We start from the raw sequence: 14,744 nt of genomic DNA on the forward strand, positions 1-14,744 counted from the left end.
CCATGAATTCGAGGAACAAGCTGGTCATCGCCGCCGTGCTGGTGGTGGCTGTCGTGCTGGGCGCGCTGATCCTGCGCAGCGGCCAGCCCGCCGCGGGTGGCCACGGCCATGGCGCGGAGCCAGGCCATGACGACCATGGCCACGAACAAGACAAGGCGCCGGCCAAGGCCAAGAAGGACGCGCACGACCATCAGGACGGTGGTCACGACGACGAGCATGCCAAACCGCCACCGCAGCCAGCTGCTTCGGTGGCCCACGCGGACGAGGCACCGCGCGTTCACATGACCGACGAGCAGCTGCGCCACAACGGCGTCAAGCTCGCCACCACCGGTCCGGCGCGCATCGCCGGCACGCTGGTGTTGATGGGTGAGGTGAAGCTGAACCAGGACCGCAGCGTCGTCGTCACGCCGCGGCTGGCCGGCGTGGTGCAGGCCGTGCGCGTGAACGCGGGTGACCGCGTGCAGCAGGGCCAGGTGCTGGCCGTTGTCACCAGCCCGGCGCTGGCCGACCAGCGCGCCGAACTGCTGGCCGCGCAGAAGCGCCTGGCGCTGGCACGCCAGACGCACGACCGCGAAAAAAAGTTGTGGGAGGACAAGATCTCCGCCGAGCAGGACTACCTGGCCGCACGTCAGGCGCTGCAGGAGGCCGAGATCAGCGTCGAGAACCTGCGCCAGAAACTCGCGGCGCTGGGCGCTGCCGGTTCGGCGGGCACGCAAGGTCTGGCGCAGCTGGAGATCCGTGCGCCAATCGCCGGTGTCGTCGTTGACAAGCAGGTCAGCGTGGGTGCGGCGCTGAAGGAAGACGCCGCCCTCTTCCAATTGGCCGACTTGTCCAGCGTCTGGGTGGAGCTGCTGGTGCCCGCGCAAGACCTGGCCCGGCTGCAGGCCGGCGCGCAGGCCCGCGTGAAGGCCACGGCCTTCGACGCGGAGGGCGAGGGCCGGCTCGGCTACATCGGCGCGCTGGTGGGCGAGCAGAGCCGCAGCGCGACGGCGCGCGTCGTGCTGGCCAACCCGAAGGGCGTGTGGCGGCCCGGCCTGCCTGTCAGCGTGACGCTGACGCACGGGGAAGTGGACGTGCCGGTGGCGGTGACGCGGGACGCGGTGCAGATGCTGGAGGGGCGCTCGGTCGTGTTCGTGCGGCGCGCGCAGCAGTTCGAGACGTTGGCAGTGCAGACCGGCCGCGCCGACGACACCCACATCGAGATCGTCCAGGGCTTGCCCGCGGGCGAACGCTATGCGGCAAAGAACAGCTTCCTCGTGAAAGCCGAACTCGGCAAGGCCGAGGCGGAACACGCGCACTAAGGAGGCACGCGCATGTTTGAAAAACTCATTCGCTTCGCCATCGCACAGCGCTGGCTGGTGCTGCTCGTCGTGGCGGGCATGGCGGTGTTGGGCGTGTTCGCCTACCAGCGCCTGCCCATCGACGCCGTGCCCGACATCACCAATGTGCAGGTGCAGATCAACACCGAAGCGCCGGGCTACTCGCCGCTGGAGGCCGAGCAGCGCGTCACCTACGCCATCGAGACGGCCATGGCCGGCCTGCCCCGGCTGGATCAGACGCGTTCGCTGTCGCGCTACGGCCTGTCGCAGGTCACCGTCGTGTTCAAGGAGGGCACCGACATCTACTTCGCCCGCCAGCTGGTGGGCGAGCGCATGCAGCAGGCGCGCGAGAGCCTGCCTGCGGGCCTGACGCCCACTCTGGGCCCCATCTCCACGGGTCTCGGCGAGATCTACATGTGGACCGTGGAGGCCAAGGAAGGCGCGCTGAAGGCCGACGGCACGCCGTACACACCGACCGACCTGCGCGAGATCCAGGACTGGATCGTCAAGCCGCAGCTGCGCACGGTGCCTGGCGTGACCGAGATCAACACCATCGGCGGCTTTGCGCGCGAGTACCAGGTCGCGCCCTGGCCCGACCGCCTGGCCGCGCGCGGACTGACGCTGGCCGACGTGGTGCGGGCGCTGGAGCGCAACAACGCCAACGTGGGCGCCGGCTACATCGAGCGGCGCGGCGAGCAGGTGCTGATCCGCGCGCCGGGCCAGGTGGCCAGCCTGGGCGACATCGCCGACATCGTCGTCACCACCGTGCAGGGGGCGCCGGTGCGCGTGCGCGACGTGGCCGACGTGGGCTTCGGCCAGGAGCTGCGCACCGGGGCCGCCACCGAGAACGGCCGCGAGGTGGTGCTGGGCACGGTGTTCATGCTGATGGGCGAAAACAGCCGGCAGGTGTCGCTGGCAGTGGACAAGCGCCTGGAGGAGATCAACCGCAGCCTGCCCGCGGGCGTCATCGCGCAGACGGTCTACGACCGCACGACGCTGATCGACAAGGCCATCAAGACCGTGCGCACCAACCTGCTGGAAGGCGCGCTGCTGGTCATAGCGGTGCTGTTCGCGTTCCTGGGCAACCTGCGCGCGGCGGTGATCACGGCAGCGGTGATCCCGCTGTCCATGCTGTTCACGTTCAGCGGCATGGTGGCCAACAAGGTCAGCGCCAACCTGATGAGCCTGGGCGCCCTGGACTTTGGGATCATCGTGGACGGTGCCGTCGTCATCGTCGAGAATTGCCTGCGCCGGCTGGGCCATGCGCAGGCCAGCGCGGGCCGATTGCTGACACGCGAGGAGCGCTTCGCCGAGGTGTTCGCCGCCGCCCGCGAGGCGCGCCGGCCGCTGCTGTTCGGCCAGCTCATCATCATGGTGGTCTACCTGCCGATCTTTGCGCTCAGCGGCGTGGAGGGGAAGATGTTCCATCCGATGGCGTTCACGGTGGTCATCGCGCTGCTGGGCGCGATGCTGCTGTCCGTCACGTTCGTGCCGGCCGCGGTCGCGCTGCTGGTTTCGGGCAAAGTCGAGGAGAAGGACAACCGGCTGATGGCTTGGGCGCGCCACGGCTACAGGCCGCTGCTGGACTGGACGCTGGCCAACCCGGCGGTGGTAATGACGGTCGCTGCTGTAGCCGTGGGCTTGAGCGCGCTGATGGCCACGCGCATGGGCAGCGAGTTCATTCCGAGCCTGGACGAGGGCGACGTGGCGTTGCATGCGATGCGCATCCCCGGCACCGCGCTGGGCCAGGCGGTGGAGATGCAGCGCGAGCTGGAGCGCACGCTGCTGCAGGCGCCCGAGGTGGCGCGCGTTTTCTCCAAGATCGGCACGGCCGAGGTCGCGACCGACCCGATGCCGCCCAACGTGGCCGACACCTACGTGATGTTCAAGCCGCGCAGCGAGTGGCCCGACCCGAAGCGCAGCGGCGCCGAGGTGATGGAAAGCCTGCAGGCGCTGGCCGCCACGCTGCCGGGCAACAACTACGAGTTCACGCAGCCCATCCAGATGCGCTTCAACGAGCTGATCTCGGGCGTACGGGCCGACGTGGCGGTGAAGGTGTTCGGTGACGACATGGCGACCATGGAGGCCACGGCCGCGCAGATCGCCCGGGTACTGCAGGGTGTGGCCGGCGCGTCCGACGTGAAGGTGGAGCAGACGACCGGCCTGCCGGTGCTGACGCTGGCCATCGACCGCAGCCGCATCGCGCGGCTGGGCTTGAGCCTGGCCGACGTGCAGCAGACGGTGTCCACGGCCATCGCTGGCCAGGAGGCGGGTGCGGTTTTTCAGGGCGACCGCCGCTTCGACCTGCTCGTGCGCCTGCCGGAACGCCTGCGCGGTGACCTGGACGCGCTGAAGCGGCTGCCGCTGAAGCTGCCGTCGGGTGGGCACGTGCAGCTGGGCGAAGTTGCCAGCTTCGACCTGCAGCCCGGCGCCAACCAGGTCAGCCGCGAGAACGGCAAGCGGCGCGTCGTCGTGACGGCCAACGTGCGCGGGCGCGACGTCGGCTCGTTTGTCACCGAAGCGCAAGGCCAGCTGGCCGCACGCGTGAAAGTGCCGGCCGGCTACTGGACGCAGTGGGGCGGCAGCTTCGAGCAACTGCAGTCGGCCACCGAGCGGCTGAAGGTCGTCGTGCCGGTGGCGCTGGGCCTGGTGTTCGCGCTGCTGTTCGCAATGTTCGGCAACGTGCGCGACGGGTTGCTGGTGTTCACCGGCGTGCCGTTCGCGCTCACCGGCGGCATCGTCGCGCTGTGGCTGCGCGGCATCCCGCTGTCCATCTCGGCGGGCGTGGGCTTCATCGCGCTGTCAGGCGTGGCGGTGCTGAACGGGCTGGTGATGCTGGCCTTCATCCGCGCGCTGCGCGAAGAAGGCCGGCCGTTGCACGAGGCCGTGCGCGACGGCGCCATCTCGCGGCTGCGGCCGGTGCTGATGACGGCGCTGGTGGCCTCGCTGGGCTTCGTGCCGATGGCGCTGGCCACCGGCACCGGCGCGGAGGTGCAGCGCCCGCTGGCGACCGTGGTCATCGGCGGCATCCTGTCGTCGACGGCGCTGACGCTGCTGGTGCTGCCGCTGCTGTACCGGTGGGCGCACCGGCGCCCAGTTACTCCGGCTCCGTGAGTCAGGCAGCCATGTCGCGCCGCTGGTGCAGCACCCGCCACACGTCCAGGTGGGTGTCGCGCTGCGTGTAGAAAGGCAGAGAGGGTGCACGGACAGCGCCCAGCTGCGCAGCCCCGGAATACTCAGCTCGTGCGCATAGCGCGTGGAGCCGATACCGGGCTGGCGGGCGATCTGCTGCTGCGCGGTTTCCAGCGCGTCGACAAAGCTCAGCGCGGCATCGGCAGCACCTTCGCTGAACAGGTGGTCCAGCGCCTGCTCGACATCCTCCAGCGCCCGGGCGCGGAGGATGACTGGCAACGTCACTTGCGCTTGGGCGCCTGGACGCGCTGGCGCAGGCTCGCGAAGAACGCTGGGCGTCATTTCCGCCGCAGGCGGCGACTGCGCGCCATCCAACAGCAGCGCGCGCGGTGTCTCGCGCTCTTGGTCGCGACGGATCAAGTCGCGAACATACTCGCTGCTGCTGCCGTAACCTTTCTCGCTGACCCGCTCCTCCACGAAGGCTCGCATCGCCTCGGGCAATGAGATGTTCATGGTGCTCATGGCGCGAAGGCCACAGACCTTGGCAAAAATTGACAAGGTCAATCACATCCATTCACACGCGACTCTTCACCCACGCCATCACCAGTTCCCTCAGCACCGGCAACGGCACCTGCCCCGCCGTCAGCACGACGCGGTGGAAGCCCTTGATGTCGAACTTCGCGCCCAAGGCCTTCTCGGCCTCGGCGCGCAGCTTCGTGATCTCCAGCTGGCCGATCTTGTAGCCCAGCGCCTGGCCCGGCCAGACGATGTAGCGCTCGACCTCGGACACCACGTCGCTCTCGGCCATGGACGAGTTGTCCAGCATGTACTGGATGGCTTGCTCGCGCGTCCAGCCCTTGTGGTGCAGGCCGGTGTCCACCACCAGCCGCATCGCGCGCAGCTGCTCGTCGGCCAGGCGGCCGTACCACTGGTAGGGGTCGGTGAACAGGCCCAGCTCCTTGCCGAGGCTCTCGGCGTACAGCGCCCAGCCCTCCACATAGGCGACGTAGAAGCTGCCGAAGCGGCGGAACTTGGGCAGGTTCTGGTCTTCCTGCGCGATGGACACCTGGAAGTGGTGGCCGGGCGACGCCTCGTGCAGCGACAGCGTCTCCATGCCGAAGATGGGCTGGGCCCTCAGGTTGAAGGTGTTCACGTAGAACACGCCGGGACGCGAGCCGTCTGTGGACGGGCTCTGGTACGACGCGCCCGCCGCGCTCTCGGCGCGGAAGGCCTCGACCTCGCGCACCTCGTAGTCGGCCTTCGGTTGGATGTCAAAGAGCTTGGGCGTCAGGCCGTTGATCTTCTTCTGCAGGTCGCGGTAGCCGGCTAGCAGGTCTTCCGGCTTGGCGTAGTAGTACTTGGGGTCGTCCTGCAGATGCTTGAAGAAGGCCTTCAGGTCGCCACGGAAGCCCACCTGCTTGCGTACGCCCTTCATCTCGCCCAGGATGCGCGCCACCTCCTTCAGGCCGATGGCATGAATCTCGTCGGCTGACAACGCCACGGTGGTGGACTGGCGCACGCGGTGGGCGTACCAGGCCTTACCGTCGGGCAGCGCCGACCAGGCCGTGCTGGTGCGCGCCTTGGGCGTGTACTCGTCGCGCACGAAGGCCAGCAGGCGCGCGTAGGCGGGCAGCACCTTGCTCGACAGCAACTCACGCATCGCGGCGGTGATGCGCTCGCGGTCGGCGGCCAGCACGGCGTCGGGAAAGTTCTTGATCGGCCCCCAGAACAGGCTCTGCTCCGGGTCGGTGACGGCCAGTGCGGTCAGCTGCGGCAGCACCTTGTCCATGACCGCGCGCGGCTGGGTCACGCGGGCCTTCAGGCCGTCGCGCATGTTGGCGATGCTGCCGTCGAAGACGGGCACGGCCAGCGCCAGGCGCTTCAGCCAGTCGTCGTAGTCCTTGGTGGTCTTGAACGGCTGGATGGACTGGCCCGACCCCATCTGCGCCAGGAAGCTGGGCATGCCGCCGATCTGACTGATGGGCTGCATCCACTCGGGGAAGCGTTCACCTGCCAGGTTCTGTTCCAGGTCCAGCTTCAGCATCGCGTAGGAAACGCGGTCCTTGGGCTCCAGCTTCGCCTTGTCGAAGCCGGCCAGCGCGTTCAGCTGGCCTTGCAGCTCGCGCTTCGCCTGGGCGCGGTAAGCGGCCGTGGTCGTGTCGATGAGCCGGTCGTTGTAGCGCGGGTCGCCCAGCGACGTGGCCAGGATGGGCTGGCGCTGCAGCACCAGCTCCCATTCGGCGTCCAGCCATTGGTGGAAGCGTTGGCTCTCGGTGGGGGCTGCAAAGGCGGGCAGGCTGAGGGCGAGGCTGGTGGCCAGCAGGCTCAGGGCGTGACGACGGCGCATGGAATCTCCGTAGGAAGTGCCGGCATGCTAGCGAGGCTCCTGCTGACAAGCCAAAGGACATGGCCTATCTAAAATCCCGCCAAGCCCCGCGTCGGGGCTGTTGTCGTTTGTGGATCTCATGACGCTCTCCTCGTTGCCGGTCATTGCACCGGGCAAGAAGTTCACCCATTCCCGCCCTCTCGGTTCGGCCGATGCCCTGTTGATCGCGCGCTTCGTGCAGCAGCAGCGCGATGCCGGACGCATGGCCGCCGTGTTCACGGCCGAGCCCGGCGACACGCAGCGGCTGGAGGACGAGCTGAAGTTCTTCGCGCCCGAGCTGAAGGTGGCCGTGTTCCCGGACTGGGAAACGCTGCCCTACGACAGCTTCAGCCCCCACCAGGACCTGATCTCCGAGCGGCTGGCCACGCTGTGGGAGCTGCTGCAGAGCCAGAAGACCCGGAGCATCGACGTGGTGTTGATGCCCGCCTCCACCGCACTCACGCGCCTGGCGCCGCCCAGCTTCCTGGCCGGCACGACCTTCAACTTCAAGCAGAAGCAGCGGCTCGATGAAGCCTCGCTGCGCTCGCAGCTGACGCTGGCCGGCTACACCAACGTCAGCCAGGTCGTACAGCCCGGCGAATATGCCGTGCGCGGCGGTTTGATCGACCTGTTCCCGATGGGCTCCAACGTGCCCTACCGGGTGGACCTGTTCGGCGACGAGGTGGACTCCATCCGCGTGTTCGACCCCGACAGCCAGCGCAGCCTCTACCCGGTGCCCAACGTGCGCCTGCTGCCGGGCCGCGAGTTCCCGATGGACGACGCCGCGCGCAAGGCCTTCCGCAACCGCTGGCGCGAGAAGATGGACGGCGACCCGACGAAGTCGCGCTTGTACCGCGACATCGGCGAGGGCATCGCGTCGGGCGGCATCGAATACTACCTGCCGATCTTTTTTGAGCAGACGGCGTCGGTCTTCGACTACCTCGGCGCCGAGGCCGGCCTGGCCCTGCACGGCGAGGTGGACGAAGCCATCCAGCGCTTCTGGAGCGATACCAAGGAGCGCCACCGCTTCCTGCAGCACGACCCCGAACGGCCGCTGCTGCCGCCGGCAGAGATCTTCCTGACCGCCGAGGATTTCTTCGGCCTGACCAAACCGCATGCCGTGCTGTCCGTGCGCGGCACAGATCCGGTGGACTTCGCCCGCCCGCTGCCCGACATCAGCGTCGAACGCGGCGCGCAGGAACCGCTGGCCCGGCTGGAAGCGCACCTCAAATCGACGCCGCACCGCGTGCTGCTGCTGGCCGAGAGCGAAGGCCGGCGCGAGAGCCTGCTGGAGCAGCTGCGCGACAGCAAGATCGACCCGCCGTCGGTGAAGGATCTGGCCGAATTCCAGGCTAGCGACGAGAAGTACGCCATCACGGCCGCGCCGCTGGCCAGCGGCTTCTTCTGGGTCGATGCCGAACACCCGGTCCAGCTCATCACCGAGACCGAGCTGTTCGTCACCACACCCACGACACGCCGCCGGCGCAAGCAGGAGCAGGTCAGCGACGTTAACGCGCTGATCAAGGACCTGTCGGAGCTGAAGGTGGGCGACCCGGTCGTGCACATCAACCACGGCATCGGGCGCTACCAGGGCCTGGTCAACATCGACGTCGGCGACGGGCAGAAGAGCGAGTTCCTGCACCTGGAGTACGCCGACAAGGCCACACTGTACGTGCCGGTGGCGCAGCTGCACCTGATCGGCCGCTACACCGGCGTGTCACCCGAGGAAGCCCCGCTGCACAAGCTGGGCTCTGGCCAGTGGGAAAAGGCCAAGCGCAAGGCGGCCGAGCAGGTGCGCGACACGGCCGCCGAGCTGCTGAACCTCTATGCCCGCCGCGCCGCGCGCGAGGGCCACGCCTTCCGCTACTCGGGCCACGACTACGAGGCCTTCGCCGCGAGCTTCGGCTTCGAGGAAACGCCCGACCAGCGCGCCGCCATCCACGCGGTCATCCAGGACATGATTTCGCCCAAGCCCATGGACCGCCTGGTCTGCGGCGACGTGGGCTTCGGCAAGACGGAGGTGGCGCTGCGCGCGGCATTCGTCGCGGTGATGGGCGGCAAGCAGGTCGCCATCCTGGCGCCTACCACCCTGCTTGCCGAGCAGCACTACCAGAACATCGCCGACCGCTTCGGCGCCTGGCCGGTGAAGGTCGCGGAGATGAGCCGCTTCCGCTCGGCCAAGGAGATCAAGGCGGCGATGGAAGGCATCGCCGACGGCACCATCGACATCGTCGTCGGCACACACAAGCTGCTGTCGCCCGAGGTCAAGTTCAACCGCCTGGGCCTGCTCGTTATCGACGAGGAACACCGCTTCGGCGTGCGCCACAAGGAGGCAATGAAGGCCATGCGCGCCGAGGTGGACGTGCTGACGCTGACGGCAACGCCCATCCCGCGCACGCTGGGCATGGCGCTGGAAGGCCTGCGCGACTTGAGCGTCATCGCCACCGCGCCGCAGCGGCGTCTCGCCATCAAGACGTTCGTCCGCGCCGAGAGCAGCGGCACCATCCGCGAGGCGGTACTGCGCGAGCTCAAGCGCGGCGGCCAGGTCTACTTCCTGCACAACGAGGTCGAGACCATCGAAAACCGGCGCCAGAAGCTCGAAGAACTGGTGCCTGAGGCGCGCATCGTCATCGCCCACGGCCAGATGCCCGAGCGCGAGCTGGAACGCGTCATGCGCGAGTTCGTCGCCGGCAAGCACAACCTGCTGCTGTGCTCCACCATCATCGAGACCGGCATCGACGTGCCGAGTGCCAACACCATCATCATTGCGCGAGCCGACAAGTTCGGCCTGGCGCAGCTGCACCAGCTGCGCGGCCGCGTCGGCCGCAGCCACCACCAGGCCTATGCCTACCTGATGGTGCCGGACCTGCAAGGTCTGACCAAGCAGGCCACGCAGCGGCTGGACGCCATCCAGGCGATGGAGGAACTGGGCTCGGGCTTCTACCTCGCCATGCACGACCTGGAGATCCGCGGCGCTGGCGAGGTGCTGGGCGACAACCAGAGCGGCAACATGATGGAGATCGGTTTCCAGCTCTACAACGACATGCTCAGCGAGGCGGTCAGCGCGCTGAAGTCGGGCCGCGAGCCCGACCTGCTGTCGCCCACAGGCGCCTTCTCCACCAACACCGAGATCAACCTGCACGCGCCCGCGCTGCTGCCCGACGCCTATTGCGGCGACGTGCAAGTGCGCCTGAGCCTCTACAAGCGCCTGGCCACGGCCGACAAGCCCGAGCAGATCGACGCGATGCTGGAAGAGATCACCGACCGCTTCGGCAAGCTGCCAAGCCAAGGCCAGAACCTGTTCGACCTGCACCGCCTGCGCGTGCTGGCCCGACCCTTCGGCGTCATCAAGGTGGACGCGGCACCCAGCATCATCAACATCAACTTCCGTCCCAACCCGCCCATCGACCCGATGCGCGTCATCGAGCTGGTGCAGAAGAACCGCAACATCAAGCTGGTGGGCAACGAAAAGCTGCGCGTAGAAAAGGCGCTGAGCAGCCCGCAGGACCGGGCGCAGGCGGTGCGTGAGGTGTTGAGGTTGCTGGGGCAACCCACCAACGCACGATGAATATACGTGGACATATACTTGCCACTGCTTGAGCAGGAGGCCCCAATGTCGCAAATCACGCTCTATCTGGATGACGCCACGCAGGCGCTGGTCGATCAGGCCGCCCAGGCCAATGGCGTGTCCAAGAGCCGCTGGGTGGCCGACCTCATCCGCAAGCACGCCGCCCATGAGTGGCCGGCGACCTGCCTGGCGCTGGCTGGGCAGTTTTCGGACTTTCCGCTGACCGAGACCCGCACCGAACAACCCGCCGACACCCCGCGGCTGGGGTTCTGACGCCACCATGTTGGTGCTCGACAGCAACACCATCAGCTACTACTTTCGGGGCGATCCGCAGGTCGTGGCGCGGCTGCAGGCGCTGCGCCCGGCCGATCTGGGCGTGCCGGCCGTCGTGGAATACGAGTTGCGCTACGGCCTGCATCGTCTGCCAGAACAATCGGCGACGCCGCGCCTGGCCGCCCTGGCGCAGTTTCTCGGCCCGCTGCAGATCCTGCCCTTCGACAGCGAGTGCGCGGCACGCGCCGCCCAGTTGTGTGCCCAGCTCGAAGTACAGGGCACCCCCATCGGCCCCCACGACACCCTCATCGCCGCAACCGCGCTGCGCCACCAAGCCACGCTGGTCACCCGCAACGTGCGCAAATTCGGCCGCGTCGCCGGCCTGCAACTGGTGAACTGGCACGCCGCAGAATGAACCACTGCCTGTTCCAACGGGCGCGAGACCACCAACCCCAGCCGTGATGTCCCAACCCACTTCACTCGTCCTGCGCGACGGCCCTGCCCTGCCCCCGCTGAGCCATTTCAAGCTCGCCGCCTTCGACATGGACTCGACGCTGATCAGCATCGAGTGCATCGACGAAATTGCCGCGCTCGCTGGCTTGGGGCAAGAGGTGGCCGCCATCACCGAAGCTGCGATGCGCGGCGAGATCACGGACTTTCGCGACAGCCTGCAGCGGCGCCTGGCCATCCTGGCCGGCGTGCCCGCCACGGTGCTCGACCGCGTGCTGGCCGAGCGCCTGACCTTCAACCCCGGCGCGCGCGAGCTGTGCGCAGCGCTGAAGGCGGCCGGGCTGAAGCTGGTGCTGGTGTCCGGCGGCTTCACGTTCTTCACGCGCTACGTGGCGGCCGAGCTGGGCATGGACTTCGTGCGCAGCAACGAGCTGGAGATTGCCGATGGCGTCCTCACCGGCCACGTCGTCACGCAGGACTGGGGCGACATCTGCGACGGCGAGCAGAAGCGGCTGATGCTGCTGGCCTGCTGTGAAGCCATCGGCTGCCGCCTTGACCAAGCGATCGCCGTGGGCGACGGCGCCAACGACCTGCCCATGATGGGCGCGGCCGGCCTGTCGGTGGCTTATCACGCCAAACCCAAGGTGCGCGAGCAGGCGCGCGTGGCGATCAACGCGGGCGGGCTGGAGCAGTTGCTGACGCTGCTGCGCTGATGTCACCGAGCGCGCGATCGGCCTGGTCCAGCAGCTCGGCAAAGCCCTGCCGCTGCGCCAGCTCCGCCGCTTCCAGCAGCAGCTGCCCCGCCTCGCGCGTGGGCAGCCCGCGCGCCTGCAGGAGCAGGCCCTCGCACAGCGGCTCCAGCAGGCCAGCGTCGCGCGCGATGCCCACCTGACGCGCGGCCGCGCCGGCATCCCCCGCCAGCAGTTCCAGCCTCGCCAAGCGCACCCGCAGCAGCGGATGCTGGCTGCGCAGCGCCAGCGCCGCCACACGCGCCAGCAGCGCCCGATCGGCGGCCAGGCCCCGCGCCTCGCGCACCACACCGCGCACCCAGCACAGCTGCGACACGCGCAGCGGATCGCAGCTGTCGGCCAGCAGCGGCTCGGCCACTGCGAGGTCGGCCTCGGCCAGATCCAGACAGCCGCTCTGCCAGTACAGCCGAGCACGGCGCGTCAACGCCTCGGCCTCGAACAGCGCCGAACCCTGCGCGCGCCCCAGTTCCAGCGCGCGGTCCAGCACGCCGCGCGCCTCACCGTAGCGGCCGGCGCTGGTCAGCGTGAGCCCCAGCACCAGCAGCGACAGCGTCTCGGTGTGCGCCACGCCACGCCAGCTATCCAGGCTGCGCCGCGCCATCAGCTCGGCGCGCGGCAGGTCGCCCAGCGCCTGCAGCATGACGCCCAGGTCGTTCTCGATGGTCAGGCCGCGGCAGTAGTCGGGGTGGCGTTGCAACAACAGCTCGAAGGCATCGCGCGCCGCGCCGACTTGGCCGCCGAACCAGTGAATCTGGCCTTCAAAGCTCAGCAGCGAGGGCCGCTGCGGCGCCAGTTGACGAATCTGCGCCAGCAGCGCCCACGCGGCCGGGATGTCGGGCTCGCGCATCGCCAGCTCGATGAGCACCTCGCAGGCACCGCAGCGCTCGGCCAGCGGCAGGCGCGGCAGCAGCGGGCGCAGGCGCTCGGCCAGCGCGGCGGCGTGGGCCAGGTCGCCCGAGAACACCGCGTTGTCGATGAGGCCGGCCAGCGCCTGGCCCTCGATGTGCTCGCGCTGCGTCGGGTCGGCCACGGCGCCGGCCAGGTCCAGCACCTGCTGCAGCGCCTGACGGCCGGCCGGCAGGTCGTGCAGCAGCGCGCACTCGGCCAGGCTGAGACGCGCCTGCAGCGCCAGCGCCGGCTCGCGCGACTCAGCGGCGATGCGCTGCCACAGCGCCTCGGCGTCACCATAGCGGCCACGCAGCTTTTGCTGGGCCGCGCCGCGGTGCAACCACGCCAGCGCAGTCTGCGCTTCGCCAGCGGCCTCCCACAACGCAGCCACGGCCAGCGGCTCGGCCGCGCCTTCGGGGCGCGCGCCGAGGGCCAGTGCGGCACGGCGGCGCAGCGCCTGGGCCTCGAAGGCGGGCAGCTGGGCCAGCACGGCATCGCGCACCAGGTCATGCCGGCATTGCAGGCCGCCCTGCGCGTCATCGCGCAGCAGCGCGGCGTCCAGCGCCTCGCGGGCAGCCGGCAGCAGCTCGGCATCGCCCACGGCGGCCACATGGCCCAGCACGACCAGCGGCACGGGCCGGGCCAGCACGGCGGCGGCGCCCACCAGGCCGGCCGCCGCCGCGCCCAGGCTGCGCCAGCGGCGCAGCAGCAGCTCGCGCACGCGCGGCGAAAGCGCCACGCCGTCGGCCCGCGCGCGAAGCAGCTCACCCAGCATGAACGCATTGCCGTGGCTGGCCTGCAGCAGCGCGGGCGCATCTGCCGCCGCCTGGCCGGCCGCGCGCAGCAGCTGGGCGATGGTGTCCAGCGCCAGACCCGGCAGTGGCAGGCAGCGCAGGCGCTGGCCCTCCTGCTCCCGGGTCAGCCAGCGCTGGTGGTCGGGCGGCAGCTCCTCGCCGCGCGCCGCGCCGCGCCAGCGCAGGCGGCCGCGGTGTCCCACCAGCGCCAGCAGTTCCAGCGTCGCGGTGTCCACCCATTGCAGGTCGTCCACCAGCAGCACCGGCCCCAGCGCCTCCAACACGCGGGCCAGGCCCTCCTGCAGCCGCGAACGAGCGCTGAGCGCATCCAGCGGCGGCAGGGGCTCGTCGGGGGCCAGGTCGGGCAGCAGCCGGGCCAGGTCCAGCCGGTAGGCGGCCAGGCCGCGCTCGGGCTGGCGCAGCAAGGCGCGCAACAGGTCCAGCCGCGCCAGCAGCAGCTCGACGACCGGGCGGTACGGCATCTGCGCCAGGCCCTCGCGGCCCTGCAGCAGAGGCGCGCCGGCAAACGCGGCGTTCAGCACGCTGCTCTTGCCCATGCCTGCCTCGCCTAGCAGCACGACGGCGGGCGACGCATCGATGCGCAGGCGGGCCAACAGGTCGCCGCGGCCGGGCAACGCAGCAGGCACAGTCGACGTGTCGCGGCTGTCGCGCAGCGGTTCGATGAAGGCGTCGGCCCAGTCCCAGAAAGCCGCGAAGCCGGCCATGCGGAAGCCCTGCAGCCAGTCGTGCGGCTGCAGACCATCAGCCTGGCCGGACTTCAACAGCGCCACGTCGGTGGCCACCAGCAGCCGCACGCGGCTGCGCTCGGCCTCCAGCGCGTCCGGCGCGCCTAGCTTGTCCAGCAACTGGCGCGCGCGGTGCAGGTTGATGCGCAGGTGGTGGCGGGCCTGCGCGGGTTCGGCGTCGGGCCAGAACAGCGCGGCCAGCTGCTCGCGGTCCACCCAGCGGCCCAGGCAGGCCAGGTGGATCAGCAGACAGGCCGGCAGGCTGACGGGCAGGTGGACGTCACCCTGCCCTTCGGCCTGCCAGGCGGGAACGCCCAGCAGCTTCAGCATGGCGCGCAGTGTGCCGTGGCGGCCTGGGCGGTCAAGCGCGAACCATCGAAAGCAGCAGCGATGTCATGGCGAGGCTCCGGGATACCGTTGAGACGCCCGCAGCATGCGGGGCGGGCGTCTCTGCAGCGTC

The 14,744-nt window shown here is 69.5% G+C and carries 9 protein-coding genes; 7 read left to right on the top strand and 2 right to left on the bottom strand.

The features are described 5' to 3' along the window. The first annotated feature begins 2 nt into the window (after positions 1 to 2). The 3 genes from ACG02S_RS14965 to ACG02S_RS14975 all read left to right on the top strand — a co-directional run bounded on the left by ACG02S_RS14965 (position 3) and on the right by ACG02S_RS14975 (position 4,955). Entirely contained in the window at positions 3 to 1,301 is a 1,299-nt protein-coding gene (locus tag ACG02S_RS14965; RefSeq protein WP_394471266.1) for an efflux RND transporter periplasmic adaptor subunit, read from the top strand. Between the two features lie 12 nt (positions 1,302 to 1,313). Next, complete coding sequence (locus ACG02S_RS14970; protein ID WP_394471267.1) at positions 1,314 to 4,433, top strand: efflux RND transporter permease subunit; 3,120 nt, start codon at positions 1,314 to 1,316, stop codon at positions 4,431 to 4,433. A 129-nt stretch (positions 4,434 to 4,562) separates the two neighbouring features. Next, positions 4,563 to 4,955, top strand: coding sequence for a hypothetical protein (locus ACG02S_RS14975; RefSeq protein ID WP_394471268.1), 393 nt, complete (start codon positions 4,563 to 4,565; stop codon positions 4,953 to 4,955). A gap of 70 nt (positions 4,956 to 5,025) precedes the next feature. Here ACG02S_RS14975 and ACG02S_RS14980 read toward each other — a convergent pair whose 3' ends face one another. Beyond that, positions 5,026 to 6,798: a DUF885 domain-containing protein gene (locus tag ACG02S_RS14980; protein ID WP_394471269.1), complete on the bottom strand. Its 1,773-nt coding sequence runs from the start codon at positions 6,796 to 6,798 to the stop codon at positions 5,026 to 5,028. 118 nt (positions 6,799 to 6,916) lie between these two features. On the opposite strand from ACG02S_RS14980, the gene mfd reads away from it, so the two are divergent. From mfd to serB, 4 genes are read left to right on the top strand one after another with little or no spacing between them, the layout of a single operon-like run. Further along, complete coding sequence (mfd, locus tag ACG02S_RS14985; RefSeq protein ID WP_394471270.1) at positions 6,917 to 10,384, top strand: transcription-repair coupling factor; 3,468 nt, start codon at positions 6,917 to 6,919, stop codon at positions 10,382 to 10,384. A gap of 45 nt (positions 10,385 to 10,429) precedes the next feature. After that, a complete protein-coding gene (locus tag ACG02S_RS14990; RefSeq protein WP_394471271.1) occupies positions 10,430 to 10,657 on the top strand; it encodes a ribbon-helix-helix domain-containing protein in 228 nt (75 codons plus the stop codon). Positions 10,658 to 10,664: 7 nt separating this feature from the next. Further along, the gene (locus ACG02S_RS14995) at positions 10,665 to 11,072 is read left to right on the top strand and encodes a type II toxin-antitoxin system VapC family toxin (protein WP_394471272.1); all 408 of its coding nucleotides are present in this window, start codon (positions 10,665 to 10,667) and stop codon (positions 11,070 to 11,072) included. Between the two features lie 46 nt (positions 11,073 to 11,118). Further along, positions 11,119 to 11,820, top strand: coding sequence for a phosphoserine phosphatase SerB (gene serB, locus ACG02S_RS15000; protein WP_394471273.1), 702 nt, complete (start codon positions 11,119 to 11,121; stop codon positions 11,818 to 11,820). Here the strand turns inward: serB and ACG02S_RS15005 are convergent. Beyond that, positions 11,777 to 14,614: an AAA family ATPase gene (locus ACG02S_RS15005; RefSeq protein WP_394471274.1), complete on the bottom strand. Its 2,838-nt coding sequence runs from the start codon at positions 14,612 to 14,614 to the stop codon at positions 11,777 to 11,779. The two genes, serB and ACG02S_RS15005, sit on opposite strands and share 44 nt — an antisense overlap. Positions 14,615 to 14,744: the final 130 nt, after the last annotated feature.

Source organism: Pelomonas dachongensis (assembly GCF_043555865.1).
Classification (GTDB): Bacteria; Pseudomonadota; Gammaproteobacteria; order Burkholderiales; family Burkholderiaceae_C; genus Pelomonas; species Pelomonas dachongensis.

Bases quoted from the DNA above. Each gene is read 5' to 3' on its own strand.
- ACG02S_RS14965 (WP_394471266.1), top strand. From the start codon at position 3: ATGAATTCGAGGAACAAGCTGGTCATCGCCGCCGTGCTGGTGGTGGCT.
- ACG02S_RS14970 (WP_394471267.1), top strand. From the start codon at position 1,314: ATGTTTGAAAAACTCATTCGCTTCGCCATCGCACAGCGCTGGCTGGTG.
- ACG02S_RS14980 (WP_394471269.1), bottom strand. From the start codon at position 6,798: ATGCGCCGTCGTCACGCCCTGAGCCTGCTGGCCACCAGCCTCGCCCTC.
- mfd (WP_394471270.1), top strand. From the start codon at position 6,917: ATGACGCTCTCCTCGTTGCCGGTCATTGCACCGGGCAAGAAGTTCACC.
- ACG02S_RS14990 (WP_394471271.1), top strand. From the start codon at position 10,430: ATGTCGCAAATCACGCTCTATCTGGATGACGCCACGCAGGCGCTGGTC.
- ACG02S_RS14995 (WP_394471272.1), top strand. From the start codon at position 10,665: ATGTTGGTGCTCGACAGCAACACCATCAGCTACTACTTTCGGGGCGAT.
- serB (WP_394471273.1), top strand. From the start codon at position 11,119: ATGTCCCAACCCACTTCACTCGTCCTGCGCGACGGCCCTGCCCTGCCC.
- ACG02S_RS15005 (WP_394471274.1), bottom strand. From the start codon at position 14,614: ATGCTGAAGCTGCTGGGCGTTCCCGCCTGGCAGGCCGAAGGGCAGGGT.